Raw genomic sequence first — 26,103 nt, 5'->3', positions numbered from 1 at the left:
TTGCCTGGCCTCCCGCTCTGGTGCCTGATGGCAGCGGGGGTGGGGTGAACGCCATTGCCCAATTTTGCTCAGGCTTCCTAAAATGGTTCAGCAACCGTGAGAGGGCGCCATGGCACATGTCATCTGGGACCATAACCCGCCGACCACCTGGGTAGCCAACGTGGACGGGCAAGCACTTTGCTCCATCAAGCGCAAAGACATTGGCGGGTGGACCGCCGCCTGGACAGACGACCGCCTGTGGCCGCCGCCCGCCCATCTGCCCAAGGCCATGGCGCAGCCCACCCAGTTTTTCAGCAGTCTGGAAGAAGCCAAGCAGGCGGTGGAAAGCGCTCTGGGGGCTTGAGGCGGTGCCCTGGAGCACTGCTGCAGTCTGAGTGACTGCGCTTGCGTGTACCGGCGGCGGCAAGCGCAGGGCTTCCAACCAATGTATGAGGGGCGTGGGCCCCTACGCATGCGGCCAAGCTCAGCCCGCAGGGCGCTGGAAAAATGCATCCAGCACCGGCATCAGCCCCGGAAACTCCTGGGCAAACCGTTCGCGGTTCACAAAGTACGCCTCGCAGGCCACAGCAAAAAACTCGGATGGCGAGGTGGCGCCGTACGCGTCCAGCCAGGGCCGTTCGGCGCCGAAGCGCTCGGCCATGATCACGCGTTCCCGAAACTGCTCGTAGGCGGGCTCCCAGGCTGCCCACCAGGCTTCATACGCCGCACGGCCGGTGCGTGTGCCCATAAAGCCTGCGGGCAGGGGCGGGCAGCCGTTGGGTGTGCCGTTCTTCATGTCGAGCTTGTGCACAAACTCGTGCACCACCACGTTGTGGCCGCGCGCCGTGTTCTCGGTGGCGTTGCTCACATGTTGCCAGCTCAGCATGATGGGGCCGCGCTCCATGGCCTCGCCCAGCAGCACCTGGGTGTGCTCGTGCACTACGCCCGCTTCGTCCATCGTCTGGCGGCGCGCCACGGCTTCGCCGGGGTGCAGCACGATGCCCACGAAATCGTCGTACCAGCCGAGCGCTTTGGCGGGGTCGCCCCAATGCAGCAGGGGCAGGCAGGCCTGCGCGGCAATGTCGATGGCCATGGCGTCGGTCACCGCGAGGCCATGGGCGCCGTGGAATTCCTTGTGGTGCAAAAAGAGGGCGCTCAGCACGCGCAGTTTGGCCTGGTCGTGCAGCGACAGCGCGGCCAGAAACGGGTAGCGCTGCACGGTCTGCAGCCACAGCGTGGCGGAGATGTCCGGCACCGGGGCCACGGCGGCGCGCACGCGGCGCCAAAGGCGGTTGAGCAAGGGGGGCATGGCGATCGGGCTGCGGGAGGTGGGCCCGCTCAGTTCATGACCGCTGTTACTTGGGGGCCAGGGACAGCCGTTCCAAGCCCGCGCTGGACAAACGCAGTGTTTCCAGGCGGGGGGGCAATGCCGCAGCGTCCCAGTCGCTCAGCACCACGCGTTGCAGCCCCGGCGCCAGCACATGGTTGGCTGGCCGGTGGGTGTGGCCGTGGATGAGGGTGTGTGCGCCAGCGGCCTGCAGCCAGGCGACGGCGGCGGGGCCGTCCACATCGGCATAGCTAGCGCCGGATTGTTTTTTGGCCTCGCTCTCCTGGCGGATGCCGCGCGCCTGTGCGCGGCGCGTGGCCAGGGGCTGGGTCAGAAACTGCTGCTGCCAGGCGGTGCTGCGCGCCTGCAGGCGAAAACGCTGGTAGTCCACATCGTCCAGGCACAGCAGGTCGCCGTGACTCAGCACATACCGCTGGCCGCCAAAGGCCAGGACCGTGGGATCTGCCAGGCCGGTGATGCCGCACGCGGCCAGGAAGGCAGGGCCCGCCAGAAAATCGCGGTTGCCGTGCATGAAATACACCGGCAGGCGCTGTGAGGCATCGCGCAGAAGTGCGCAACCCTGGGCCTCGAAGCTGCCGGGCTCGCGCAGGGCATCGTCGCCCACCCACACCTCGAACAGGTCGCCCAGGATGAAGAGGGCGCCTGCCGGGGTGCTCTCCAGATACTGCTGGAACGCAGCCACCGTGGCGGGCTCGCTGGCCTGCAGGTGCAGGTCCGAAATGAAATCGACCGTGCGCCAGTGCGGTGGAGCAACAAGCTCCTCGAACAGGGGCACGGTCGTCAACGGGGCGGCAGTCAAGGCCCGGATCAGGCGGTGGATTTACAGGGCCACGGCCTTGTCGATCACGACGGCGTCAAAAGGCACGTCGTCATGGAAGCCCTTGCGTGTGGTGCGCACGGCCTTGATGGCGTCCACCACGTCCTGGCCCTTCACGACCTTGCCGAACACGGCATAGCCCCAGCCTTGTGCGGTGGGCGAGCTGTGGTTCAGGAAGGCGTTGTCCACCGTGTTGATGAAGAACTGCGCGGTGGCGCTATGGGGATCGCCGGTGCGCGCCATGGCCAGGGTGTACTTGTCGTTCTTCAGGCCGTTCTGGGCTTCGTTCTCGATGGGGGCCTGGGTTTCCTTTTGCTTCATGTCGGCTGTCATGCCGCCGCCTTGGATCATGAAGTTCTTGATCACGCGGTGGAACACGGTGCCGTTGTAGAAGCCGCTGTTCACATAGCTCAGGAAGTTGGCCGCGGACTTGGGGGCTTTCTCGGCGTCCAGCTCGATGGTGATCACGCCTTGGGTGGCCGTTTCGGCCACGTTGATGGTCACGTGGAGTTCAACTTGTGGATTGCTCATTGCAGTGCTTTCTTCAAAAAATTCACTTCACCACGGTGGCGGAGTTGATGGTGATGGGAGTGGTGGGCACGTTCTGGTGGCCGCCCTTGTTGCCGGTGGCCACGGCTTTGATCTTGTCGACCACGGCGGTGCCTTCCACCACCTTGCCGAACACGGCATAGCCGTGGCCGTCCGGGTTGGGGGCGTTGAGCATGGCGTTGTCCTTCACGTTGATGAAGAACTGCGATGTGGCCGAGTTGGGATCGCCAGTGCGGGCCATGGCGATGGTGTAGGTATCGTTCTTGAGGCCGTTCTTGGCTTCGAGCGGAATGGGAGCCTTGGTGGGCTTTTGCTGCATGTCGGGAGTGAAGCCGCCACCCTGGATCATGAAGCCGTCGATCACGCGGTGGAAGATGGTTCCGTCGTAGTGCTTGCTGTTCACGTAGGCCAGAAAGTTCTCGACCGTCTTGGGGGCCTTGGCGGCGTCAAGCTGTACCACGATGTCACCCATCGACGTGGCCAGCTTGACCTTGGCGGTATCCTGCGCCTGGACCGGGGATGCTACCGAAAATATAGCTGCCAGGGCAATTCCGGCAAGCGCTATGGACGATTTTCTTTTGGAAATCATGCAGAACTCCTTATGTGAATAGGTGCCTCGAACCGAGGGTTTTCCGGTCCGGCGAAGGGCAAGGCAGCGCTGAAGTTACCACCGGTGCGCCAGCCCGACAGGCGGCAAGGCCGCAAGCCCCCTGGCTACGGGCGGATGTCAGGTCAGGGGCGCGAGGCTACGGGCTTGGTCGCGGCACGCGAAGCCGTGGGCTGGAACACATCGCGCAGCTTGGCCTGTTTCGATCTGACCGTGGGGTTGTTGGCCTCAAGCTGTTGGGCCTTGCCGTAGGACTCGTAGGCCAGCCGGGCGTAGATGTCGCCCATATTCTCGTGTGCAGCCGCGTAAGCGGGGTTGTTGCGCACGGCCATTTCCAGCGCGGTGCGGGCCTTGTCCAGCTGGTTCTGGTTGGCATACAGCACGGCGAGGTTGTTGTAGGGCTCGGGCAGCTCCGGGTACTCTTCGGTGAGCTTGGTGAAGGTGACGATGGCATCGGCCTGCTTGCCGGAATCTGTCTGCGCCACGCCGCGCAGGAAGCGCAGTTGCGGGTCACGCGGGTTGGCTGCCAGGCGCTCGTCGGCCTTGGTCAGTGCGTCCGCCGCCTTGCCCGCCTTGAGCAATTGGGTGATATCGGCGTAGTCGTCTGCATGGACCGCGCCCGCGCCCATCAGGGCGGTCAGTGCCAGGAGGCGCAAGAGGCGTGGGAGGGTGCGTCGGACTTGCTTCATGGGGGGTACCAGGGAGTTGGGCGGCTGCCAGCCCGGGCGGGGGCTTATACTGCGGCGGATTGTAGCTGAGGGGGTTGTCATGACGGTACGCTGTTGCCGCTGGTGATTTTGCTGGACGCCCCTTGCCGGGCCACCCCCTTCCAAGGGACTCGTTCCGCTGCTGCCGGGTGAATTTCTGTCTCTCACCCACCCCCATCAAGTCTCCCGTTACTGAAATCCCATGAGTTTGCGCATCTACAACACGCTGTCGCGTGCATTGGAGGACTTTTCCCCGCTCGAACCCGGCCACGTGCGCATGTATGTGTGCGGCATGACCATCTATGACCTGTGCCATATCGGCCACGCCCGCATGATGATGGCGTTTGACGTGGTGCAGCGCTGGCTCAAGGCCAGCGGGCTGCGTGTGACCTACGTGCGCAACATCACCGACATTGACGACAAGATCATCAAGCGCGCGCTGGAGCGGGGCATCACCATCCGCCAGCTCACCGACGAGATGATTGCGGCCATGCACCAGGACATCGGCCTGCTGGGTATCGAGCCGCCCTCGGTCGAGCCCCGCGCCACCGAATACGTGCCCCAGATGCTCTCGCTCATCGGCCAGCTCGAAGGAAAGGGCCTGGCCTATCGCGCGAGCAATGGCGATGTGAACTATTCCGTGCGCAAGTTCGACGGCTACGGCAAGCTGTCGGGCAAGTCGCTGGATGAGCTGCGTGCCGGCGAGCGCGTGGCCGTGCTGGATGGCAAGGAAGACCCGCTGGACTTTGTATTGTGGAAGTCCGCCAAGGCCGAGGAGCCGCCCGAGGCCAAGTGGGACAGCGCTTTTGGCGCTGGCCGCCCCGGCTGGCACATCGAATGCTCGGCCATGAGCTGCGCGACGCTGGGGGAGACCTTTGACATCCACGGCGGCGGCGCGGACCTGCAGTTTCCGCACCACGAAAACGAGATTGCCCAGAGCGAAGGCGCCACCGGCAAGCCGCTGGCGAAGTTCTGGGTGCACAACGGCTTCGTGCGCGTGGACAACGAAAAGATGTCCAAGAGCCTGGGCAACTTTTTCACCATCCGCGATGTGCTCCAGCAGTACGACGCGGAGACCGTGCGTTTCTTTATCGTGCGCGCCCATTACCGCAGCGCGCTCAACTACAGCGATGCCCACCTGGACGACGCCCGCCAGGCTCTCAAGCGTCTGTACACCGCGCTGAGCCTGGTGACCCCAGCCGACGTGGCCTCCATCGACTGGAGCAACCCCTACGCAGCCCGCTTCAAGGCTGCCATGGATGAAGACTTTGGCACCCCCGAGGCTGTGGCTGTGCTGTTTGAATTGGCGGGCGAGGTCAACAAGACCCGGTCGGCCGGTCTGACGGGGCTGCTCAAGGCACTGGGTGGCTGCCTGGGGCTGTTGCAGGGCAATCCCCAGGCCTTCCTGCAGGCGGGCGCTGCGGGTTTGGATGAAGCCGAGATCCAGGCCCAGATTGCCGCCCGCGCGGCTGCCAAGGCGGCCAAGAATTTTGCCGAGGCCGACCGCATCCGGCAGGCGCTGCTGGCGCAGGGTGTCGTGCTCAAGGACTCTGCCGCAGGCACGACCTGGGAAGCAGCACAGTGAGCCACGTTTTCATGCCAAATATGCCAGTAGTGCAGGTAGGGTAAGCAGTGGCAGCTTCTAAAAAGATAGCAAGCGATGCGCTGACAAACGAGCCAGTGATCGCCACGCCCGACTACTGGGCCGAGGCTTGCAAGCACCTGATGAAGAAGGACCGGGTGATGAAGCGCCTGATCCCGCAGTTTGGCGATGCCGCGCTGCAGACCAAGGGCGATCCCTTCATCACGCTGGCGCGGTCCATCGTGGGTCAGCAAGTCTCCGTGAAGGCTGCCCAGACGGTGTGGGAGCGTTTTGCAGCGCTGCCCCGCAGCATGAAGCCCGCCAGTGTGCTCAAGCTCAAGATCGACGACATGCGCGCCGCCGGCCTGTCAGCCCGCAAGGTGGACTACCTGGTGGACCTGGCCATGCACTTCGAGGGCGGCAAGCTGCACGTCAAGGACTGGGCCGCCATGGATGACGAGTCCATCATTGCCGAGCTGGTCGCCATCCGCGGCATTGGCCGCTGGACGGCCGAGATGTTTTTGATCTTCTATTTGATGCGACCCAATGTTTTGCCCCTCGACGACGTGGGGTTGATCAACGGTATCAGCCAGAATTACTTCTCTGGCGACCCCGTGAGCCGCAGCGACGCCCGCGAGGTGGCCGAGGCCTGGAAGCCCTGGTGCAGCGTCGCGACTTGGTATATTTGGCGGTCTCTGGACCCCCTGCCTGTGACCTATTGACACCATTGCAGGCACGCCGGTTACATTGCGTGCCATTCGTGGCAACCCCGCCGGGTGCGATCCCCTAGGAGAAAAACGTTGGCGAAAAAGACCTTTCTGGATTTCGAGCAGCCCATTGCCGAGCTGGAGTCCAAAATTGAAGAACTGCGCTACGTGCAGACCGAAAGTGCCGTCGATATCTCGGAAGAGATCGACCAGCTGAGCAAGAAGAGCCAGCAGCTCACCAAGGACATCTACAGCGAGTTGTCGCCCTGGCAGATCACCAAGATCGCCCGCCACCCCGAGCGCCCCTACACGCTCGACTACGTGCGCGACATCTTCACCGACTTCGTCGAGCTGCACGGCGATCGCCATTACGCAGACGATTTGTCTATCGTGGGTGGCCTTGCCCGCTTCAACGGCCATGCCTGCATGGTGTTGGGCCACCAGAAAGGGCGCGACACCAAGGAGCGCGCCATGCGCAACTTTGGCATGAGCAAGCCCGAGGGCTACCGCAAGGCCCTGCGCCTGATGAAGACGGCTGAGAAGTTCAAACTGCCCGTGTTCACCTTTGTGGACACGCCCGGCGCCTACCCAGGCATTGATGCCGAGGAGCGCGGCCAGTCCGAAGCCATCGGCCGTAACATCTTCGAGATGGCGCAGCTCGAAGTGCCCATCATCACCACCATCATTGGTGAAGGCGGCTCCGGCGGCGCCCTGGCCATCAGCGTGGCCGACCAGGTCGTGATGCTTCAGTACGCCATCTATTCGGTCATCAGCCCCGAAGGGTGTGCATCCATCCTCTGGAAGACCAGCGACAAGGCGCAAGACGCCGCAGACGCGCTGGGCATCACCGCCCACCGCCTCAAGGCCCTGGGCCTGGTGGACAAGATCGTGAACGAGCCCGTGGGCGGCGGACACCGCGACCACAAGCAGATGGCCGCCTTCCTCAAGCGCGCCCTGGGCGATGCCTTCCGTCAGGTGGCAGACCTCAAGACCAAGGACCTGCTGGATCGTCGCTACGAGCGCCTGCAAAGCTACGGCCGCTTCAGCGACACCAAGGCGGACGCCCGCTGAGCGCAGGTTTTCGGCCGACCCGTGTCGGCGCCGAATGCGCCAGCCTGGTGCTCCTCTAATGGCCCTTCGGGGCCGTTGTTGTTTTTGATGCCGAATCGCAGCGGCGGCGGACAGCGCCCCCCCTGGCGTAGAGACTGCTACTGGATGTAACATGCTCGAACACCGCCTGCGCGGGCGGTTCGAGGGGTGATCCATGTCGCTTCTGAAGACGCTCAAGGGCCAGATCCTGGTGGTGTCCACCGCCTGCATGGTGGCGGCGCTGCTGGTTCTCACGCTGGTGAACTACTTCTCGGCCCGCGCGCAGGCGCGGGTGTCGCTGGCGGAGGAGGGGCAGGCAACTGCCAAGAGCCATGCAGAGGCCATCGAGGAATGGACCCGTGCGAAAGCGGGAATCATTGCCGCCTCCGTGGCAGCCTTTGACGAGCCCGAACCCGCCAAGTCTCTGGCCATGCTGCGCGACGCGGGCAAGTTCAGCACAGCGTATTTCGGGTACGCCGACAAGAAGTACGTGTTTTCAGAGGCCCGCAACCTGCCGGCCGACTATGACCCCACCGCGCGCCCCTGGTACAAACAGGCCTCGCAGGCCGCAGCCCCGGTGGTCACACCGCCCTACATTTCTGCGTCCGACCAAAAGCTGGTCGTGACGTTTGCGGCCCCGGTGGGTGCGGGCTCTGCACTCAAGGGCGTGGCTGCGGGGGATGTCTACATGGAGTCGGTGGTTGCCAATGTGGCGTCCATTCAGCCCACCCCACAGAGCTTCGCCTTTCTGGTGTCAGCCGACGGCAAGATCATTGCCCACAAGGACCAGGGGCTCACGCTCAAGCCCATCACGGAGCTTTCCAAAGACCTCTCGATCGAGCCACTGCTCGCTGTGGCCAAGGACAAGGCGCTGCTGCCGACGGACATTGCCGGGCGCACTCGCCTGCTGAGTGTGGTGCCGATTGCGGGCACCTCCTGGATGCTGGTGGTAGCTCTGGACGAAAGCGAGGCCATGGCACCCATTCGCTCGATGCTGGCCACATCGCTGGTGTCCAGCGTGCTGGTGCTGATCGTGGCGGCGGGGTTGCTGGGTGTGGTGCTCACCCGGCGTTTGCGTCAGCTCACGCTGGTGCGCGATGCCATGCATGAGATCGGCGCGGGCGATGGCGACCTGTCGCGCCGTATCGATGCGCATGGCGAGGACGAGCTCGCGCAGATCGCGGGCAGTTTCAACAGTTTTGCGGGCAAGCTCTCGGGCGTGCTCGCGCAGATCCGGGACGCCAGCAGCTCGGTGCGCGTGGCCGCCGAAGAGATTGCCACTGGCAACCATGACCTGAGCGGCCGCACCGAGCTCACGGCGTCCAGCCTGCAAGAGACCTCGGCCTCCATGCAGCAACTCACTGAAACCGTGCGGCACAACGCAGACTCTGCGCGCCAGGCCAACCAGCTCGTGGCCCAGGCTTCCAACGTGGCGCAGCATGGCGGACAAGTGGTGGGCAATGTGGTGACCACCATGGACCATATCAACGCGGCTTCGCGCAAGATCAACGACATCATCGGTGTCATCGACGGCATTGCCTTCCAGACCAACATCCTCGCGCTGAACGCCGCAGTGGAAGCGGCGCGGGCGGGCGAGCAAGGCCGGGGCTTTGCGGTGGTGGCGGGCGAGGTGCGCAGCTTGGCTCAGCGCAGCGCCGAGGCGGCGCGCGAGATCAAGACCTTGATCAACACCTCGGTGGAGCAGGTGGAAAACGGCTCGCGTCTGGTGCATGACGCGGGCACCACCATGACCGATATTGTCACTTCTGTTCAGCGCGTGACCGACATCATGGCCGAGATCACGGCGTCCACCAACGAGCAGAGCACCAGCATCAACGAGGTGGGGCAAGCCGTGGCCCACCTCGACCAGATGACCCAGCAGAATGCGGCGCTGGTGGAGGAGAGTGCTGCCGCCGCGCAGAGCCTCAAGGACCAGTCGGTGCGGCTGTCGGAGGTGGTGGGCACCTTCCGCCTGTCCACCGACTCCACCCAGGCTGCGCCACGGCTGTCCCCGCCGGGCGGCTGAGCGGTTGGTCGGCTGGGGGCTCAAGGCATCCCAGGGTTGGAGACTCTGGCGCCGTGATAATCGGCGCCCATGTGCCGTCGTATCCTCTTTGTGCTTTTCGCCCTTCAGATGATGCTTGGAGCGCTTACGACTGGGCGGTATTGCGAGCCTGAAGGGCAGATGCCATGACCCAATCGATGGACGCGGCTTTGCAGGCCTTTGCGCCCGCGCTACCCATGGCGGTGGCGTTGAGCGGGGGCGCGGACTCGACCGCACTGCTGCTGGGCTGCGCGCGTCGCTGGCCCGGGCAGGTGCTGGCCATCCATGTACACCACGGGCTCCAGAAGGCTGCCGACGGTTTCGAGCAGCATTGCGTGGCCTTGTGCGACCAGCTGGGTGTGTCTCTGCGTGTGCAGCGACTGGACGCGCGCCCCGCGCCCGGCCAGAGCCCCGAAGATGCCGCCCGCCAAGCCAGATACCAGGCATTGACGGCAGTAGCGCTGGAGAATCATGCAGTGGGTGCTATTCAATCCATAGCAATTGCGCAGCACGCCGACGACCAGGCCGAAACCCTGTTGCTCGCTTTGTCGCGCGGCTCAGGCGTGGCGGGGCTGGCCGCGATGCCCGCCCGGTGGGAGCGGGGAGGGCTGGTCTGGCACCGTCCGCTGCTGCAAGTGGCAGCAACGGATGTGCGTCACTGGCTCAAGGCACGGGGCCAAGCCTGGGTGGAGGACCCCACCAACACCGATGTGCGCTTTACGCGCAACCGCATTCGGGCGCAACTGCTGCCCGCGCTGGATGCGGCCTTTCCCTCCTTTCGCGATACCTTCGCTCGCTCGGCTGCCAACGCCGCCCAGGCGGCTGAATTGCTGCAGGAGATGGCGCAGCAAGATCTGTCCCTGGTGGGCATCCCCCCTGGGATCAAGGCCTTGCAGGAGCTCAGTCGCGCGCGCCAAGCCAATGCATTGCGCCATTGGTTGCGCCATACGCACCACACCACGCCGACTGGGGCGCAGCTGGGTGAATTGCTGAACCAGATCCAGTGCTGCACCACGCGGGGCCACCAAATCCGCATCAAGGTGGGCCGTGGGGTTGTGGTGCGATCGGGGTCCACGCTGGGCTGGTGCAGTCCGTAGATCCCGGGGGGGGCTTTGTTCGCGCTCGGAGACGGCGGATGTTGAAGCCAACCGATGTATCCCGCATCGCAGCCCGCCGCGACAAGGTCAAGCTGTCAGGGGGATCGGCGAAAGGTATCTTCAGCGGACGGGGCATGGGCGGCCTCAACAGCCGGAACCCCCTCTGAAATGAGGCATAATAGCGGGATTGGAAACGTGACCGAGTGGCCGAAGGTGCTCCCCTGCTAAGGGAGTATGGGGTGTAGAGCCTCATCGAGGGTTCGAATCCCTCCGTTTCCGCCAAGATAAAGCCCAAGCGATTCAGTCGCTTGGGCTTTTTTCTTGCGTCCCGCGTCTACGCCGTTCTGTATGGGCAGGCTTGGGGGCCAGAGTTCATCTCAGGTTCACTCGTCGATCGAAGCGCTCCACCGGCTGCCCCAGTCACTCCCCTTGTTGCTGACCTTGTCGATCTCGCGCCGGTCGCGCTTCGTGGGGCGCCCCTCCTGAAGGGCTGCTGCAGGCTCAGGGGCCAGGCGGCGTATTTCCGCTGCTTTTTCGCGGGCGGCGATGCTGTCAGGGGTTTCCTCATACAGCTGTTGGGCTACAGGCGCGGGGCCCCGGGCGCCGCTCAGGCCCCGTACGAGCACGGTGCGCGCCACGGGCCCTTGGCGCAGCGCCACGGTGTCGCCGCAGCGCAGGTCGCGCGCGGGTTTGGCCAGCTGGCCATTAACGGTGACCCGTCCCTTGCCGATTTCTTCCGTGGCGAGGCTGCGGGTTTTGTAGAAGCGGGCGCACCAAAGCCACTTGTCCAACCGCATCGTCTCCGAGGTATTCATGGGCGAGATTGTGCCGCCTGCACCGTCGACGCGCTGTCAGTCAGGGGCGCAGGCAGCGGCAGGCGAACAACAGCATCCAGCCCCGTCACCTTGTGCCCCTGGACCCGGTTGGTCAGTGCGATGCTGCCTTCCAGGGCCTGCACAATCTCATGGCAGATGGCCAGGCCCAGGCCGCTGCCGGTACGCACGTCGCCCGCCGAGAAGGGCTGGAACAGCCGGGCCGCCAGCTCGTCATCAATACCGGTGCCGTGGTCACTGATCGTGAGCGCCACATGCCGTCCGTCGCTGCGCAGGTCTACGGTCAGCTCGCTGCCTGGCGGTGCATGGCGCACGGCGTTGTGCAGCAGGTTGCGGCTCAGTTCGCGCAACATCCATTCGTGGGACTGCACCAGGGTGGGCTCGGTGTGAATGCCGAAGTCCAGATCGCGCTGGGCGATCAGCGGTGAGATCTCCAGTGCCACCGTGCGCAGAATCTCGTCAAACCGCGTGTTGGGTGGCGCGCTCTGCTGGCGCAGCTGTTCCACCTTGGCCAGGGCCAGCATCTGGTTGGCGAGCTGGGTGGCGCGGTCCACGGTGTCGCTGATTTCATGAAGGGCCTGCTGCGGCTCGACGTCTCCGCGCAGGGCCGATTGCACCTGGGTCTTGAGCACGGCCAACGGTGTGCGCAACTGGTGGGATGCATCGCGCACAAAGCGCTTTTGGTGCCGCAGCAGGTGGCGCAGGCGCTGCATGACCTCGTTGGTAGCGTCGACCAGCGGCTGCAGCTCGCGCGGGGCCAGGGGGGCGGCGATGGGGCTCAGGTCGCCTTCGCGCCGGGCCTGCAGCTGCTGGCTGAGCTGGCGAACGGGCTGGGTGGCGCGCTGTACCACCAGCACCACGGTGAAGGCGATCACCGCGATCAGCAGTGCCTGGCGCAGCAGGGTGTTGCGCAGGATCTGAAGGGCCAGGGTCTCGCGCACTTCCAGCGTCTCGGCCACCTGGATCACCGCCATGGCGCGCCCCTGAGAGCTGGCCACCGGCTGCAGCAGCACGGCGACGCGCACATCGCGGTCGCGAAAGCGGTCGTCGTAAAAGTCCACCAAGGCCGCGTAGGGCGGGCGGGCAGGGATGCTGCCGTGCCACATCGGCAGGTCCTCGAAGCCCGACACCATCTCGCCCTTCAGGGTCGAGACGCGGTAGAACATCTGGCTCTGGTTGTCGGCTTCAAAGGCCTCCAGGGCGGAATACGGCACGATAGCGCGCAGCTGCGCCTCCTCGTCAAACCCTTTCACATCCAGTTGCTCGCTGATGCTCTTGGCGGATGCCAGCAGGGTGCGGTCGTAGGCCGTGTTGAGGGATGCCAGGGTCTGGTGGTACAGGCTCCAGGTGTTGAAGCCGATGAACAGCACCACCGGCAGCAAGATGCCCAGCAGCAGGCGCCGCCTTAGCGAGTGGTGGCGCACGCCTTTGGGGCTCATGTGTCTGCCCGTAGCAGGTAGCCCAGGCCGCGCAGCGTCATCAACGTCAGGCCCGTGCCTGCCAGCTTTTTGCGCAGCCGATACACCACCACCTCGATGGCTTCGTATTGCACGTCCAGCTGGCCCGGAAACACCAACTCATACAGCCGTTCCTTGGTCACCGCATGGCCGGGCTGGGCCAGCAATGCGTGCATTAAAGCCAGCTCGCGCGGGGTGAGCTCCATCACCTCACCGTTCAGGTACAGCGCGCCGCTGTCCTTGTCATAACGGATGGCGCCAATCTGCACGGTGCTGGGGGCGAGGGGTGCCACGGCGGGGTCTGCGCTGCGGCGTACCAGGGCGCGCAGGCGGGCCTCCAGTTCGTCCAGGTCAAAAGGTTTGGGCAGGTAGTCGTCGGCTCCGGCGTTCAAGCCCATCACACGGTCGCCCACGGTGCCACGCGCTGTCAGGATGAGCACGGGGGTGCGCAGGCCGCGCGACCGGGCCTGCTGCAACACCTGCAGACCGTCCAGGCCAGGCAGGGTCAGGTCCAGGATGACGGCATCGGGCTGCAGTGCGGTCCACTGGCTGAGCGCCGCGCGCCCGTCGCCCACGGCCGTCACCTCCATGCCGCGCCGAGTCAGTGCGCGGTGCAGCGTGGCCTGCATGGTGGGGTCGTCTTCTACAAGGAGCAATTGCATGCGCGGCACCATAGCACCGTCTCATTGGGCCCGGCGCATGAGTGTTTTCCCTGAGTCTGAGGACAGCCGTTTGACAGGCAGCGCGCGCATCATCGGGCGGTTCGCAAACCTTATCAGGAGACAGACACATGCGTCGCGATACCTTTCTGAAATCACTGGCCGTCATGGCCGCTGCGGGTGTGTTGCCCGTGTCGGCCCAGACGGCGTCTGCCATCAAGATGATGATCCCTGCCAACCCGGGTGGGGGCTGGGACACCACCGGCCGTGCGCTGGGCAAGGCGATGCAGGATGCGGGCACAGCCTCGTCAGTGTCCTATGACAACAAGGGCGGCGCAGCGGGTGCAATTGGTCTGGCGCAGTTCGTCAACGCCAGCAAGGGCGACCCGAATGCACTGATGGTGATGGGCGCCGTGATGCTGGGTGGCATCATCACCGGCAAGCCCCCGGTGGGCCTGGACAAGGTCACTCCCCTGGCGCGCCTGACCAGTGAATACAACGTGTTCGTGCTGCCCGCCAACTCGCCCTTCAAGACCATGAAGGACGTGGTGGACCAGCTCAAGAAAGACCCCGGCAGCGTGAAATGGGGCGGTGGCTCGCGCGGCTCCACCGAGCATATTGCTGCGGCCATGATCGCCCGCGAAGTGGGTGTGGACCCCGCCAAGATCAACTATGTGGCGTTCCGTGGGGGTGGCGAGGCGACTGCCGCCATCCTGGGCGGCAACGTCACCGTAGGCGGCAGCGGCTACAGCGAGTTCTCCGAGTACATCACCGCCGGCAAGATGCGCCCCGTGGGTGTGACTTCGGGCACCCGTCTCAAGGGCGTGAATGTGCCCACGCTCAAGGAACAGGGCATCAACGTGGAGATCGGCAACTGGCGCGGCGTGTACGGCGCGCCGGGCATCACGCCAGAGCAGCGCAAGGCCCTGATCGATGCGCTGGCCAAGACCTTCAAGCACAAGGCCTGGCAGGACGCGATGGAAAAGAACGGCTGGACCCCTGCATGGATGGCCGGCGACGAATTCGCCAACTTTGTGGACGCAGAGTTCGCCAGCATGCGCGCCACGATGGCCAAGTCCGGAATGATCTGATCTCGAAGCAAGGCGCGGCAGTCGCCTTCTCCCTCCTGGTGGATGGAGGCGGGCGTTGCCGTGCACTGGTTGGTGCGAAGGAAAAAACATGACACAACAACATTCATCGCGCTCCAAGCCCTTGCAGACCCTCATCGGGGTGGGGTTGGTGGTGCTGGCGCTGGGCCTGGCCTGGGGGGCCAGCTCGGTCAGTTCAGAGGCCGGTTATGGCGGCGTGGGCCCCAACTTCTTTCCCTGGGTGGTCAGCATTGCCATCCTGGTCTGCGGCGTGCTGTGTGTGGTGCATGCGCTGAACGGCGGGTTTCGCGAGCTGGAAGAAGGCTCTGGCGACGAGCGGGCCCACTGGAAGGGCTTCATCTGGGTGTCGGCGGGGCTGCTGCTCAACGCCCTGCTCATCACCACGTTGGGCTTCATCCTGAGCTGTGCGTTGTGCTTCGTGCTGTCGGTGCGGGGTTTCAAAAGCTCGGAAGGTGAACTGGACCTGCGCCTGCAGGCCTGGATCAAGGATTCCTTCATCGGTATCGCGGTAGCGGCCCCGGTGTACTGGATGTTTACGCAACTGCTGGCCATCAACCTGCCCGGCCTGACCAACACGGGGTGGCTGTAAAGCCTGCATGTCATGGATACGTTAAACCTTTTGATGCAGGGTTTTGCCACGGCGGCAACACCCATCAACCTGATGTGGGCCTTTGTGGGCTGCATGATCGGCACCGCCGTGGGCGTGTTGCCCGGTATCGGCCCGGCCGTGGCGGTGGCCATGCTGTTGCCCATCACCGTCAAGGTCGAGGCTACGGCCTCGATGATCTTCTTTGCGGGCATCTACTACGGCGCCATGTATGGCGGTTCCACCACATCCATCTTGCTCAACACCCCGGGTGAGGCCGGGTCCATGGTCACGGCCATGGAGGGCAACAAGATGGCCAAGCATGGGCGTGCCGGTGCGGCCCTGGCCACAGCCGCCATCGGGTCGTTTGTGGCGGGCACCATTGCCACGGTGCTGGTGACCTTTTGCGCGCCGCTGGTGGCTGAATACGCCATCCGCCTGGGCCCGCCGGAGTATTTCATGCTGATGGTGCTGGCCTTCACCACGGTGAGCGCGGTGCTGGGCAAGAGCACGCTGCGCGGCATGGTGGCGCTGTTTGTCGGCCTGGCCATGGGCCTGATCGGCATCGACCAGATCACGGGCCAGGCGCGCTACACCGGTGGCGTGCCCGAGTTGATGGACGGCATCGAGGTCGTGCTGATCGCCGTGGGCCTGTTTGCTGTGGGCGAGGCGTTGTACAACGTGATGTACGAAGGCAAGTCCGACGAAACCCAGAACCGCCTGACCAGCACGCACATGACCAAGGAAGAGTGGAAGCGCTCCTGGCCCGCGTGGCTGCGCGCTACCGCCATCGGCTTTCCGTTCGGCACCGTGCCCGCGGGCGGCAGCGAGATCCCGACCTTCCTGAGCTACGCCGCTGAAAAGAAGCTGAGCAAGCACAAGGAAGAGTTCGGCACCACCGGCGCCATTGAAGGCGTGGCGGGCCCCGAGGCCGCCAACAATGCAGCCATCACGGCCACGTTGATTCCGCTGTTGACCCTGGGTATTCCCACGTCGAACACCACGGCCATCCTGCTGGGTGCGTTCCAGAACTACGGCATCCAGCCCGGCCCGCAACTGTTCGACACCAACGGTGCATTGGTGTGGGCGTTGATCGCGTCGATGTACATCGGCAACGTGATGCTGCTGATCCTGAACCTGCCTCTGGTGGGACTGTGGGTCAAGCTGCTGAACATCCCCAAGTCGTACCTGTACGCGGGCATTCTGGTGTTCTCCACGCTGGGTGTGTACGGCATGCGCCAGAGCGCGTTCGACCTGGTGCTGCTGTATGCGATTGGCCTGCTGGGTGTGGTGATGCGCCGCTTTGACTTCCCTGCAGCGCCTGTGGTGGTGGGCATGATCCTGGGCCCGTTGGCCGAGGCGCAAATGCGCAATGCCGTGTCGATTGGCGAAGGCAAGTGGACGATCTTCCTGGAGCGCCCCGGCTCGGTCACCCTGATCGTCATCGTGCTGGCGGTGCTGATCGTGCCGCGCCTGCTGCGCCGCTGGGCGGCCCGCAAGATGGCGCTGGCAGAGGCCTGAGGCCCTGGCGAGGCTCCCGGCCCGCGCCCATAAAAAAACCGCGCCACCCGGCGCGGTTTTTTTTCGTCCAGACGGCGCGGGCGAATCCGTGCCGACGATTTTCTTAGCAAGCCAGACCCCGAGGCGCTGTGCTCCCGGTGCCCTCCCCACCAGGCGACTTGCTGCGAACTCGGTGCGAATCGTACCATAAAATGCGAATAATTCTTATTTGCAGGATGGGCGCATGTCTTCATTTCCGCAGGAGTTTCTGGTGCTCTGCCGCCAACTCGGTGAGGTCCAGCAGCGTTGCAGCGCCGCCCTGGCAGCGCAGGCTGCCGAGATCCAGGCGCTGCAGGCCGAGGTGGTGCGGCTGCGCGGCGCCGTGGTGCTGCGCGACACGCGGTTGGCCCTGGCGCAGGACGAGTTGACGCAGTTGCAGGCCATGGCCCCCGGCCTATGGCGGCGCCGGGCCGTGGCGCGCCACATCAGTGCCTTGGTCGATCGCATTGCTGCGCTGTCACGCGAATGCCTGCGGTGGCGCCTGGCGGCCGGGGGCCAAGCCCGGGTAGACGGTGGCGCACCGCTGCAGGGTGAGGAAAGGGCTACCCACGCCGGTCCTGGCAGCGACGTGGCGGTGGGCGCTTCACGCACGGTGCGGCCCGTGGCGGTGGCTGTGGCGAAGGGCCGGGCTGCGGATGCCGCGTTTGACGCCAGCCTTGCCGCGGCCAACCTGGTGATCTGCCAGACCGGGTGCCTCAGCCATGACGACTACTGGCGCGTGCAGGACCATTGCCGCCGCACGGGCAAGCCCTGCATCCTGATAGACCCGCCATTGGCCGCCAGCGTTGCCGTCTCCAATCTGCCACTCACTGCCTCCGTGATGCATTTTTATGAGGAAAATGGCCGGTAGTGCCGGTGTAGATTGGAGTAGTTGCTATGTTATGGATAGCGTCTAAGGATCCGGTGAAAGGTGTGACTGCGCCGTGGCCATGCGCTGGAGGCCCCTGGCGTCCACCCGGCCGCCTGCGGTAAGCATGGGGCTTTGTGCGGTGCGCTGCCGCGCTACCATCCACGCATGCCCCTGATCACCGACGACGCCCCCGCTTTGCCGCTGGATGCCCAGGGCATTCTGGAACTGGCGGCACGCTCCATGTTCCAGCTGTTCTCCAGCGTCAGCCAGGGCATGTTCCTGGTGGACCGCAGCGGGCGCATCGTGTGGGTGAATGAAGGGTATCAGCGCTTTCTGCCGGACCTCGGGTTTTCGTCGGTGGACCAGTTCGTCGGCCGCACGGTGGAAGAGGTGATCCCCAACACCCAGATGCGCCGCGTGCTGGAAACCGGCCAGCCCGTGCTGATCGACCTGCTCACCAACAAGGCGGGTACCTTTGTGGTCAGCCGCATCCCGCTGCGCGACGATGCCGACCGCGTGATCGGCGCCATTGGCATCGTGCTGTTCGACCACCCCGAGACCACGCTGCAGCCCCTCATCAGCAAGTTTGCGCTGCTGCAGCGCGACCTGGACGACGCCCGGCGTGAGCTGGCCAGCCAGCGACGCCGTAGCCTCGCGGTGGCGGGCGATGGCGAGCGGCGGTCCAAGTACACCTTTGCCAGCTTCATCGGCTCCAGCCCTGCGGCGGCCGAGGTCAAGCGCCAGGCGCGGCGTGCCGCGCAGTCCAGCAGCCCCGTGCTGCTGCTGGGCGAGACGGGCACCGGCAAGGAGTTGCTGGCCCACGCGATTCATGCGGCATCGAGCCGCGCCAGTGGCCCGTTTGTCAGCGTGAACATCGCCGCCGTGCCCGACACGCTTCTGGAGGCCGAGTTCTTTGGCGTGGCGCCTGGCGCCTACACCGGCGCCGACCGCAAGGGCCGCGACGGCAAGTTCAAGCTGGCCGATGGCGGCACGCTGTTCCTCGACGAAATCGGCGACATGCCGCAGAGCCTGCAGGCCAAGCTGCTGCGCGCGCTGCAGGAGGGCGAGATCGAGCCGCTGGGCAGCAACAAGCTCGTGCCCTTCAACGTGCGCATCCTGGCCGCCACCTCGCGCGACCTGGCCGCGCTGGTGCGCGAGGGCAAGTTCCGCGAGGACTTGTTCTACCGCCTGCATGTGCTGCCTGTGCGGGTGCCCCCGCTGCGCGTGCGGCGCGGCGACATTCCCGCGTTGGTCGAAGCCCTGGGCGAAGACCTGGCGCTGCGCAACGGCACGCCGCCGCCCGAGCTGCTACCCGACGCCATGGCCCTGCTGGCGGGCCAGCCCTGGCGCGGCAACATCCGCGAGCTGCGCAACGTGCTGGAGCAGGCGGTGATGCGCGGCGAAGGCCAGTCCATCGACGCCGCGCAGCTGGAGCGCATCCTGCGCGAGGCGGGTGTGGAGCCCGCAGCCCCCGCCCCGGTGCAGGACCCGGGCCACGCCACCGATGCCGAGGACGAAAGCCGCTACCTGCGCCCGCTGGCCGAGCAGGTGGCTGAGCTGGAGCGCAAGGCCATCGCCGCCACCCTGAAGGCCCATGGGGGTAACAAGCTGGCTACCGCCAGGCAGCTGGGCATTTCGCGCGCCACACTCTATGGGCGTCTGGAAAACCCTGAATAAAAATCAGACAAATGTCTAAAAATAAGACATTTAGTATGTCTTTAAATCAGTCAGTGTCGCCAGGGTGTCAGTAAAAGTATCTTTGAAATCAAGCACTTGGATGCTGGCACAGACTGTGCAATAAAGAAGCATCACAACAGGAGACATCGCCATGCAACGTCGCACTCTGGTCGCCCTCGCTTCCGCAGCCGTTACCGCCGCCACACTTTCTGCCCCCGCGTTTGCGCAGACCGGTGAAATCCGCATTGCCCACGTGTACAGCAAGACGGGCCCCCTGGAGGCCTACGGCAAGCAGACCCAGACCGGCCTGATGATGGGCCTGAACTACGCCACCGGCGGCAGCATGACCGTCAATGGCAAGAAGCTCGTCGTGATCGAGAAGGACGACCAGGGCAAGCCCGACCTGGGCAAGAGCCTGCTGGCTTCGGCCTACTCCGACGACAAGGCTGACATCGCCGTCGGCCCCACCTCCAGCGGCGTGGCCCTGGCCCTGCTGCCCGTGGCCGAGGAATACAAGAAGATCCTGCTGGTCGAGCCCGCCGTGGCCGACGCCATCACCGGCGACAAGTGGAACAAGTACATCTTCCGCACTGGCCGCAACAGCAGCCAGGACGCCATCTCCAACGCCGTAGCCATCGACAAGGCCGGCGTGACGGTAGCCACGCTGGCGCAGGACTACGCCTTTGGCCGCGACGGTGTGAAGGCCTTCAAGGACGCGCTGAAGAACGCCAAGCTGGTGCACGAGGAATACCTGCCCACCACCACCACCGACTTCACCGCCGGTGCCCAGCGCCTGATCGACAAGCTCAAGGACGTGCCCGGCCGCAAGGTCATCTTCATCATCTGGGCTGGCGCGGGCAATCCGTTCAAGATCGCTGACATGGACTTGAAGCGCTATGGCATCGAGATCGCCACCGGCGGCAACATCCTGCCCGCCATGGCTGCGTACAAGAACTTCCCCGGCATGGAAGGCGCCACGTACTACTACTTCGGCATCCCCAAGAACCCCGTGAACGAAGCCATGGTGGCCGCGCACTACAAGGAGTTCAAGACCCCGCCAGACTTCTTTACGGCCGGTGGCTTCAGCTCCGCCATGGCGCTGGTCACGGCCCTCAAGGCCACGAACGGTGACACCAACACCAACAAGCTCATCAAGACCATGGAGGGCATGAGCTTCGAGACCCCCAAGGGCAAGATGACCTTCCGCAAGGAAGACCACCAGGCCATGCAGAGCATGTACCACTTCAAGATCAAGGTGGACCCGGCCTTTGCCTGGGGCGTGCCCGAGCTGGTGCGCGAGATCAAGCCTGAAGAAATGAATGTGCCGATTCGCAACAAGCGATAAGCCGGTCTTTCGACTCCGTCAGAGTGATGGCGAGTTGGTGAGTTAGCGAGGCCCGTCGGACAGGACCACCGTCCTGCTCCGTCGGGGCACATCCCGCAGGGGCGGCCGCCCCTCTTTTTCCAGTGAATTGATGCATGAGCTCCCGGGTTGACACGGGGGCTGGGTCGGTTTTTCTCAAAAATTATTTGGAGACAAGACAACATGGCTTTCAATTTCATCCGGGCGGCTGCAGCAGGGGCTGCGATGGCACTCTGTGGCGTGGGCAGTGTTCACGCTGCCGTCAACCTGCCAGCACTCAAGATCGACAAGACACAGACGACGGTATCGGGCCTGTCCTCGGGCGGCTTCATGGCCGTGCAATTGCACGTGGCGTACTCGGCCACGTTTGCCAAGGGTGCGGGCGTGGTCGCTGGCGGCCCGTTCTATTGCGCCGAGGGATCGGTCGTCAACGCCACCGGGCGCTGCATGGCCAGCCCCGCAGGCATCCCCACCAGCACGCTGGTCAGCACTACCAACACCTGGGCCAGCCAGGGCGTGATCGACCCGATAGCCAACCTGCAGAACTCCAAGGTCTACCTGTTTTCGGGCACGCTCGACAGCGTGGTCAAAACCGGGGTGATGGACGCGCTGCGCACCTACTACAACAGCTTCGTGCCCGCTGCCAACGTGGTCTACAAGAAGGACATTGCGGCCGAACACGCGATGGTGACGGACGACTACGGCAACGCCTGCTCCACCAAGGGCGCGCCCTACATCAGCAACTGCAACTTCGACCTGGCCGGCGCCATGCTGCAGCACCTGTACGGCACGCTGAACGCCCGCAACAACGCCACCCTGCCCACCGGCAACTACATCGAGTTCAACCAGAGCGAGTTCATCACCAACCATGGCATGGCCACCACGGGCTGGGCTTATGTGCCCCAGGCCTGCCAGGCGGGGGGCACGGCCACCTGCAAGCTGCATGTGGTGCTGCATGGCTGCAAGCAAAACATCAGCGACGTGCAGCAGCAGTACGTGCGCAACACCGGCTACAACCGCTGGGCCGACACCAACAACATCGTGATGCTGTACCCGCAGACCAGCACTGCAGCCACCAACAGCTGCTGGGACTGGTGGGGCTATGACAGCGCCAACTACTCCAAGAAGTCCGGCCCGCAGATGGCGGCCATCAAGGCCATGGTGGACCGCGTCTCCAGCGGCACGGGCGGCACCACGCCCCCCGACCCTGTGGCCCTGCCAGCCCCCACGGGCGTGAGCACCTCGGGCGCCACGGCCAGCAGCATGGCCATCAGCTGGGCCGCCGTCACCGGTGCGGCCAGCTACAACGTGTACCGCAGCGCCAACAAGGTCAACGCGCTGCCTGTGACCGCCACCAGCTATACCGACACCGGCCTGGCCGCATCCACCACCTACAGCTGGACGGTGCGCGCCGCCGATGCCAACGGGGCCGAAGGCGCCACATCGGTCGCAGCATCGGGCACCACGCTGGCGGCTTCGGGCGGTGGCACCGCCACCTGCACCACGGCCAGCAACTATGCACACACCCTGGCCGGGCGCGCGTATGCCGCCGGGGGCTACACCTATGCGCTGGGCTCCAACCAGAACATGGGCTTGTGGAACGTGTTCGTCACCAACACCCTGAAGCAGACCAGCACCAACTACTACGTGATCGGCACCTGCCCCTAGAGTGCCGGGGCGCGCTGCCGCAGGGCAGGGCGCCCCACCCATTCCATCGATTGACTCAGACTGTGAAAGTGAACCCCCACCCATGAGCACCTTGGCCACCAAGGACTTGACCATCCGCTTCGGCGGCCACGTGGCAGTCAACGGCGTGACCTGCTCTTTCGAGCCCGGCACGCTGACCGCCATCGTGGGCCCCAACGGCGCGGGCAAGACCACCTACTTCAACCTGATCTCAGGGCAACTCAAGGCCACCAGCGGCAGCGTGATGCTGGGCGGGCAGGACCTCACCGGCCAGTCCGTCTCGGCACGCACGCACGCGGGTCTGGGCCGGGCGTTCCAGCTCACCAACCTGTTCCCCAACCTCAGCGTGCTGGAGAACGTGCGCCTGGCTGTGCAGGCCACACAAGAGGGCAAGCACCGCCGGGGCATGAACCTGTGGAGCATCTGGAGCGACCACAACGCGCTGACCCAGCGCGCCCGCGTGATCCTGCAGGCTGTGGCCATGACCGACCGGGCCGACACGCCCGTGGCCAGCCTGCCGCATGGCGACCAGCGCAAGCTCGAAGTGGCACTGCTCATGGCGCTGGAGCCGCAGGTCTACATGTTCGACGAGCCCACGGCTGGCATGAGCCATGACGAGGCGCCCGTGATCCTGAACCTGATCCGCGAGCTGAAGAAGGACAAGACCAAGATCATCCTGCTGGTGGAGCACAAGATGGACGTGGTGCGCGAGCTGGCCGACCGCATCATCGTGCTGACCAACGGCACGCTGGTGGCCGACGGCCCACCGGCCGAGGTGATTGCGTCGCCCGTGGTGCAAGAGGCTTACTTGGGCGTCTCGAAGGACGCAGAGAAGGAGGCCGTATGAGCACGACGCCAAAGACCAACCTGCTCGAACTCAAGGGCGTGCACACGCACATCGGGGCGTACCACATCCTGCACGGCGTGGACCTTGCCGTGCCCAAGGGCCAGCTCACCATGCTGCTGGGCCGCAATGGTGCGGGCAAGACGACCACGCTGCGCACCATCATGGGCCTGTGGCATGCGTCGCAGGGCTCCATCCACTTCGGCGGCAAAGACATCACGGCGATGAATACGCCTGCCATTGCGGGCATGAACATCGCCTATGTGCCCGAGAACATGGGCATCTTTGCCGACCTCACGGTGAAGGAGAACATGCTGCTGGCCGCGCGCAGCGCGCGCAACGCTGCGCAGATGGACGAGGCGCGGCTGCAGTGGATCTTCAAGCTCTTCCCGGCCGTGGAGAAGTTCTGGAACCACCCCGCCGGCAAGCTCAGCGGCGGCCAGAAGCAGATGGTGGCCGTGAGCCGCGCCATCGTCGAGCCGCGCGATCTGCTCATCGTCGATGAGCCCAGCAAGGGTCTCGCGCCCGCCATCATCAACAACATGATCGATGCGTTCGACCAGCTCAAGAAGAGCGGCGTGACCATCCTGCTCGTCGAGCAAAACATCAACTTTGCCAAGCGGCTGGGTGACACCGTGGCCGTGATGGACAACGGCCAGGTGGTGCATGCGGGCAGCATGGCCGCACTGGCGCAAGACGAAGAACTGCAGCGCTCGCTGCTGGGGTTGGCGCTATGAGTCGTATGAGCAATTTCAGGTGTTTTCGGGCGGTAGCGCAGGTATCTATTGCCCTGTTAGCTATTAAATGTGTAGCTGATGTACGCGGTGCGGCCGTAGCTGCTGGAGGTCGGGCATGAGCATCACCCGCGATTTCGACTGGAAGCCGCTGGCGCTGGTGCCGGCGCTTGCGCTGCTGGTGCTGCCCTTCATCGGCTCGCCCAGCACCTGGCTCACGCTCACGGTGGCGGGGCTAGCCATGGGCATGATCATCTTCATCATCGCCTCGGGCCTCACGCTGGTGTTTGGCCTGATGGACGTGCTGAACTTCGGCCACGGCGTGTTCATTGCGCTGGGAGCTTTTGTGGCCACCAGCGTGCTGGGCGCCATGGGCGACTACACCCAGAGCGCCGAGCTCTGGCGCAACCTGATGGCCGTGCTGCCTGCCATGGTGGTGGCCATGGCGGTGGCGGGTGCCGTGGGCCTTGCGTTCGAGCGCTTCATCGTGCGGCCGGTGTACGGCCAGCACCTGAAGCAGATCCTCATCACCATGGGCGGCATGATCATTGGTGAAGAACTCATCAAGGTCATCTGGGGCCCCGCGCAGATCCCGCTGCCGCTGCCCGAGGGCATGCGCGGCTCGCTGCTGGTGGGCGATGCCGCCATCGAGAAGTACCGCCTGGTGGCGGTGGCCGTGGGCCTGCTGGTGTTTGGTGTGCTGGCCTGGACGCTGTCGCGCACCAAGGTTGGCCTGCTGATCCGTGCCGGTGTGCAGGACCGCGAGATGGTCGAAAGCCTGGGCTACCGCATCCGTCGCCTGTTTGTGGGCGTGTTCGTGGTGGGCTCGGCCCTGGCGGGCCTGGGCGGCGTGATGTGGGGCCTGTACCAGCAGAACGTGGTGCCCCAGATGGGCGCGCAGGTCAACGTGCTGATCTTCATCGTGATCATCATCGGTGGCCTGGGCAGCACGGGCGGCGCGCTCATCGGCGCGCTGCTGGTGGGGCTGATGGCCAACTACACCGGCTTCCTGGTGCCCAAGGTGGCGCTGTTCTCCAACATCGCGTTGATGGTGGCCATTCTCTTGTGGCGTCCGCAGGGCGTCTATCCCGTGGCCAACCGCTGATGAGGAGCCGACTGACATGCTGAACCGACTTCTCTCCGGCGACTATCCGCGCAGCAAGGTGCTGGCGGTGATTCTGGTGGCCATCTTTGTGGGCCTGGCGTTCGCGCCGTTCCTCTTCCCGGGTGTCAAGGCGCTGTCCGTGGCGGCCAAGGTGCTGATCTTTGTGGTGCTGGTCGCCAGCTTCGATCTGCTCTTGGGCTACACCGGCATCGTGAGCTTTGCGCACACCATGTTCTTTGGCATCGGGGCCTACGGCATTGCCGTGGCCACCACCCGCATGGGGCCCACGTGGTCGGCGCTGCTGGTGGGGCTGGCCGGGGCGCTGGTGCTCTCGCTGCTGCTGTCGCTGGCGGTGGGGCTGTTCTCGCTGCGCGTGCGGGCCATCTTCTTTGCCATGATCACGCTGGCCGTGGCCGCCGCGTTCCAGACGCTGGCCTCACAGCTATCGGACATCACTGGCGGCGAAGACGGCCTGACCTTCAAAGTGCCCGAGTTCCTGTCGCCTAGCTTCGAGCCGTTTGACGACCCCTTCCTGGGCGTGAGCATCGACGGGCGGCTGATCTGCTACTACCTGCTCTTCGTCACGGCCGTGGCGCTGGTGCTGGCGCTGCTGCGCATCGTCAATTCGCCCTTCGGCCGCGTGCTGCAGGCCATCCGCGAGAACGAGTTCCGCGCCGAGGCCATTGGCTACCGTGTGGTGGTGTACCGCACCACGTCCAGCGTGCTGTCGGCGTTGTTTGCCACCATGGCAGGAGCCATGCTGGCGCTCTGGCTGCGCTACAACGGGCCGGACACCTCGCTCAGCTTTGAAATCATGATGGACTGCCTGCTCATCGTGGTGATCGGCGGCATGGGCACCATCTACGGCTCGGCCATTGGCGCCGTGCTCTTTCTGGTGGCGCAAAGCTACCTGCAGGATCTGCTGCGCCTGGGCAGCGAGGCCACCTCGGGCCTGCCCTGGCTGTCGGCCCTGCTGTCGCCCGACCGCTGGCTGCTGTGGCTGGGCGTGCTGTTCGTTCTGTCTGTTTACTACTTCCCCACCGGTGTGGTGGGGCGCCTGCGCGCGGCAGCTGCGCGCAAGGTGGGTTGAGTGGCCCGGCCGCGCCGGGTGACT

General features: G+C 64.8%; 24 protein-coding genes, 1 tRNA gene and 1 pseudogene. 18 read left to right on the top strand and 8 right to left on the bottom strand.

Going from position 1 to position 26,103, the window contains the following annotated elements; translation table 11 throughout:
- Nucleotides 1-109 precede the first annotated feature (109 nt).
- A complete protein-coding gene (locus ASD94_RS06545; RefSeq protein ID WP_056640260.1) occupies nt 110-343 on the top strand; it encodes a hypothetical protein in 234 nt (77 codons plus the stop codon).
- Nucleotides 344-463: 120 nt separating this feature from the next.
- On the opposite strand, the gene ASD94_RS06540 is transcribed toward ASD94_RS06545, so the two are convergent.
- The 5 genes and pseudogenes from ASD94_RS06540 to ASD94_RS06520 form a co-directional block, all read right to left on the bottom strand.
- On the bottom strand, nt 464-1,288 hold the full coding sequence (locus ASD94_RS06540) for a zinc-dependent peptidase (RefSeq protein WP_056640255.1): 825 nt from the start codon (nt 1,286-1,288) through the stop codon (nt 464-466).
- 46 nt (nt 1,289-1,334) lie between these two features.
- The gene (locus tag ASD94_RS06535; RefSeq protein ID WP_056640250.1) at nt 1,335-2,111 is read right to left on the bottom strand and encodes a UDP-2,3-diacylglucosamine diphosphatase; all 777 of its coding nucleotides are present in this window, start codon (nt 2,109-2,111) and stop codon (nt 1,335-1,337) included.
- Nucleotides 2,112-2,147: 36 nt separating this feature from the next.
- Nucleotides 2,148-2,675, bottom strand: coding sequence for a peptidylprolyl isomerase (locus ASD94_RS06530; RefSeq protein ID WP_056640247.1), 528 nt, complete (start codon nt 2,673-2,675; stop codon nt 2,148-2,150).
- A gap of 22 nt (nt 2,676-2,697) precedes the next feature.
- A complete protein-coding gene (locus tag ASD94_RS06525) occupies nt 2,698-3,282 on the bottom strand; it encodes a peptidylprolyl isomerase (RefSeq protein ID WP_056640245.1) in 585 nt (194 codons plus the stop codon).
- Nucleotides 3,283-3,517: 235 nt separating this feature from the next.
- A pseudogene (locus tag ASD94_RS06520) lies at nt 3,518-3,989 on the bottom strand (tetratricopeptide repeat protein); the annotation flags it as partial.
- A 220-nt stretch (nt 3,990-4,209) separates the two neighbouring features.
- On the opposite strand from ASD94_RS06520, the gene cysS reads away from it, so the two are divergent.
- The 6 genes from cysS to ASD94_RS06490 all read left to right on the top strand — a co-directional run bounded on the left by cysS (nt 4,210) and on the right by ASD94_RS06490 (nt 10,808).
- A complete protein-coding gene (gene cysS / locus ASD94_RS06515; protein ID WP_056640239.1) occupies nt 4,210-5,592 on the top strand; it encodes a cysteine--tRNA ligase in 1,383 nt (460 codons plus the stop codon).
- A gap of 47 nt (nt 5,593-5,639) precedes the next feature.
- Nucleotides 5,640-6,311 (top strand): DNA-3-methyladenine glycosylase, encoded by a 672-nt coding sequence (locus ASD94_RS06510; protein ID WP_056640236.1) that lies wholly within the window; start codon nt 5,640-5,642, stop codon nt 6,309-6,311.
- A 78-nt stretch (nt 6,312-6,389) separates the two neighbouring features.
- Nucleotides 6,390-7,367: an acetyl-CoA carboxylase carboxyltransferase subunit alpha gene (locus tag ASD94_RS06505; protein WP_056640234.1), complete on the top strand. Its 978-nt coding sequence runs from the start codon at nt 6,390-6,392 to the stop codon at nt 7,365-7,367.
- A gap of 193 nt (nt 7,368-7,560) precedes the next feature.
- On the top strand, nt 7,561-9,411 hold the full coding sequence (locus tag ASD94_RS06500; RefSeq protein ID WP_056640231.1) for a methyl-accepting chemotaxis protein: 1,851 nt from the start codon (nt 7,561-7,563) through the stop codon (nt 9,409-9,411).
- A 164-nt stretch (nt 9,412-9,575) separates the two neighbouring features.
- On the top strand, nt 9,576-10,526 hold the full coding sequence (gene tilS / locus ASD94_RS06495) for a tRNA lysidine(34) synthetase TilS (protein ID WP_056640228.1): 951 nt from the start codon (nt 9,576-9,578) through the stop codon (nt 10,524-10,526).
- 189 nt (nt 10,527-10,715) lie between these two features.
- Nucleotides 10,716-10,808 (top strand) — tRNA-Ser (locus ASD94_RS06490).
- 101 nt (nt 10,809-10,909) lie between these two features.
- Here ASD94_RS06490 and ASD94_RS06485 read toward each other — a convergent pair.
- From ASD94_RS06485 to ASD94_RS06475, 3 genes are read right to left on the bottom strand one after another with little or no spacing between them, the layout of a single operon-like run.
- Complete coding sequence (locus ASD94_RS06485; protein ID WP_056640225.1) at nt 10,910-11,341, bottom strand: RNA-binding S4 domain-containing protein; 432 nt, start codon at nt 11,339-11,341, stop codon at nt 10,910-10,912.
- Nucleotides 11,338-12,798, bottom strand: a complete 1,461-nt coding sequence (locus ASD94_RS06480) for a sensor histidine kinase (RefSeq protein WP_056640222.1) — start codon at nt 12,796-12,798, stop codon at nt 11,338-11,340. Before ASD94_RS06480 ends, ASD94_RS06485 begins: the two co-directional genes overlap by 4 nt.
- On the bottom strand, nt 12,795-13,478 hold the full coding sequence (locus ASD94_RS06475) for a response regulator transcription factor (RefSeq protein ID WP_056640405.1): 684 nt from the start codon (nt 13,476-13,478) through the stop codon (nt 12,795-12,797). The genes ASD94_RS06480 and ASD94_RS06475 overlap by 4 nt, the downstream gene beginning before the upstream one ends.
- Nucleotides 13,479-13,606: 128 nt before the next feature.
- Between ASD94_RS06475 and ASD94_RS06470 the strand changes: the two genes are divergently transcribed.
- From ASD94_RS06470 to ASD94_RS06420, 11 genes are all read left to right on the top strand, one after another.
- Entirely contained in the window at nt 13,607-14,566 is a 960-nt protein-coding gene (locus tag ASD94_RS06470) for a tripartite tricarboxylate transporter substrate binding protein (protein ID WP_056640219.1), read from the top strand.
- An 88-nt stretch (nt 14,567-14,654) separates the two neighbouring features.
- Nucleotides 14,655-15,173: a tripartite tricarboxylate transporter TctB family protein gene (locus tag ASD94_RS06465; protein ID WP_056640216.1), complete on the top strand. Its 519-nt coding sequence runs from the start codon at nt 14,655-14,657 to the stop codon at nt 15,171-15,173.
- A gap of 12 nt (nt 15,174-15,185) precedes the next feature.
- A complete protein-coding gene (locus ASD94_RS06460; RefSeq protein WP_056640213.1) occupies nt 15,186-16,691 on the top strand; it encodes a tripartite tricarboxylate transporter permease in 1,506 nt (501 codons plus the stop codon).
- 223 nt (nt 16,692-16,914) lie between these two features.
- The gene (locus ASD94_RS06455) at nt 16,915-17,580 is read left to right on the top strand and encodes a DUF2325 domain-containing protein (RefSeq protein ID WP_056640211.1); all 666 of its coding nucleotides are present in this window, start codon (nt 16,915-16,917) and stop codon (nt 17,578-17,580) included.
- A gap of 165 nt (nt 17,581-17,745) precedes the next feature.
- Entirely contained in the window at nt 17,746-19,257 is a 1,512-nt protein-coding gene (locus tag ASD94_RS06450) for a sigma-54-dependent Fis family transcriptional regulator (RefSeq protein ID WP_056640402.1), read from the top strand.
- A 151-nt stretch (nt 19,258-19,408) separates the two neighbouring features.
- On the top strand, nt 19,409-20,602 hold the full coding sequence (locus ASD94_RS06445; protein ID WP_056640208.1) for a substrate-binding domain-containing protein: 1,194 nt from the start codon (nt 19,409-19,411) through the stop codon (nt 20,600-20,602).
- A 201-nt stretch (nt 20,603-20,803) separates the two neighbouring features.
- Complete coding sequence (locus ASD94_RS06440) at nt 20,804-22,288, top strand: PHB depolymerase family esterase (protein ID WP_056640205.1); 1,485 nt, start codon at nt 20,804-20,806, stop codon at nt 22,286-22,288.
- Between the two features lie 82 nt (nt 22,289-22,370).
- Nucleotides 22,371-23,153 (top strand): ABC transporter ATP-binding protein, encoded by a 783-nt coding sequence (locus ASD94_RS06435; protein WP_056640202.1) that lies wholly within the window; start codon nt 22,371-22,373, stop codon nt 23,151-23,153.
- Nucleotides 23,150-23,887 carry an ABC transporter ATP-binding protein gene (locus ASD94_RS06430; RefSeq protein ID WP_056640199.1) on the top strand — a complete coding sequence of 246 codons (738 nt, stop codon included), beginning with the start codon at nt 23,150-23,152 and terminating at the stop codon, nt 23,885-23,887. Before ASD94_RS06435 ends, ASD94_RS06430 begins: the two co-directional genes overlap by 4 nt.
- Nucleotides 23,888-24,002: 115 nt before the next feature.
- On the top strand, nt 24,003-24,989 hold the full coding sequence (locus tag ASD94_RS06425; protein ID WP_056640195.1) for a branched-chain amino acid ABC transporter permease: 987 nt from the start codon (nt 24,003-24,005) through the stop codon (nt 24,987-24,989).
- A gap of 16 nt (nt 24,990-25,005) precedes the next feature.
- Entirely contained in the window at nt 25,006-26,079 is a 1,074-nt protein-coding gene (locus ASD94_RS06420; protein ID WP_056640192.1) for a branched-chain amino acid ABC transporter permease, read from the top strand.
- Nucleotides 26,080-26,103 lie beyond the last annotated feature (24 nt).

It is taken from the genome of Acidovorax sp. Root70 (genome assembly GCF_001428225.1).
In the GTDB taxonomy this organism is placed as follows: domain Bacteria; phylum Pseudomonadota; class Gammaproteobacteria; order Burkholderiales; family Burkholderiaceae_C; genus Acidovorax.
The sequence above is the reverse complement of the archived record's forward strand: the minus strand, read 5'-3'. Positions and strand labels throughout refer to the sequence as shown.

Coding starts and splice junctions, on each gene's coding strand:
- ASD94_RS06545 (WP_056640260.1), top strand. CDS start 110: ATGGCACATGTCATCTGGGACCATAACCCGCCGACCACCTGGGTAGCC.
- ASD94_RS06540 (WP_056640255.1), bottom strand. CDS start 1,288: ATGCCCCCCTTGCTCAACCGCCTTTGGCGCCGCGTGCGCGCCGCCGTG.
- ASD94_RS06530 (WP_056640247.1), bottom strand. CDS start 2,675: ATGAGCAATCCACAAGTTGAACTCCACGTGACCATCAACGTGGCCGAA.
- ASD94_RS06525 (WP_056640245.1), bottom strand. CDS start 3,282: ATGATTTCCAAAAGAAAATCGTCCATAGCGCTTGCCGGAATTGCCCTG.
- cysS (WP_056640239.1), top strand. CDS start 4,210: ATGAGTTTGCGCATCTACAACACGCTGTCGCGTGCATTGGAGGACTTT.
- ASD94_RS06500 (WP_056640231.1), top strand. CDS start 7,561: ATGTCGCTTCTGAAGACGCTCAAGGGCCAGATCCTGGTGGTGTCCACC.
- tilS (WP_056640228.1), top strand. CDS start 9,576: ATGACCCAATCGATGGACGCGGCTTTGCAGGCCTTTGCGCCCGCGCTA.
- ASD94_RS06485 (WP_056640225.1), bottom strand. CDS start 11,341: ATGAATACCTCGGAGACGATGCGGTTGGACAAGTGGCTTTGGTGCGCC.
- ASD94_RS06480 (WP_056640222.1), bottom strand. CDS start 12,798: ATGAGCCCCAAAGGCGTGCGCCACCACTCGCTAAGGCGGCGCCTGCTG.
- ASD94_RS06475 (WP_056640405.1), bottom strand. CDS start 13,478: ATGCAATTGCTCCTTGTAGAAGACGACCCCACCATGCAGGCCACGCTG.
- ASD94_RS06470 (WP_056640219.1), top strand. CDS start 13,607: ATGCGTCGCGATACCTTTCTGAAATCACTGGCCGTCATGGCCGCTGCG.
- ASD94_RS06465 (WP_056640216.1), top strand. CDS start 14,655: ATGACACAACAACATTCATCGCGCTCCAAGCCCTTGCAGACCCTCATC.
- ASD94_RS06460 (WP_056640213.1), top strand. CDS start 15,186: ATGGATACGTTAAACCTTTTGATGCAGGGTTTTGCCACGGCGGCAACA.
- ASD94_RS06455 (WP_056640211.1), top strand. CDS start 16,915: ATGTCTTCATTTCCGCAGGAGTTTCTGGTGCTCTGCCGCCAACTCGGT.
- ASD94_RS06450 (WP_056640402.1), top strand. CDS start 17,746: ATGCCCCTGATCACCGACGACGCCCCCGCTTTGCCGCTGGATGCCCAG.
- ASD94_RS06445 (WP_056640208.1), top strand. CDS start 19,409: ATGCAACGTCGCACTCTGGTCGCCCTCGCTTCCGCAGCCGTTACCGCC.
- ASD94_RS06440 (WP_056640205.1), top strand. CDS start 20,804: ATGGCTTTCAATTTCATCCGGGCGGCTGCAGCAGGGGCTGCGATGGCA.
- ASD94_RS06435 (WP_056640202.1), top strand. CDS start 22,371: ATGAGCACCTTGGCCACCAAGGACTTGACCATCCGCTTCGGCGGCCAC.
- ASD94_RS06430 (WP_056640199.1), top strand. CDS start 23,150: ATGAGCACGACGCCAAAGACCAACCTGCTCGAACTCAAGGGCGTGCAC.
- ASD94_RS06425 (WP_056640195.1), top strand. CDS start 24,003: ATGAGCATCACCCGCGATTTCGACTGGAAGCCGCTGGCGCTGGTGCCG.
- ASD94_RS06420 (WP_056640192.1), top strand. CDS start 25,006: ATGCTGAACCGACTTCTCTCCGGCGACTATCCGCGCAGCAAGGTGCTG.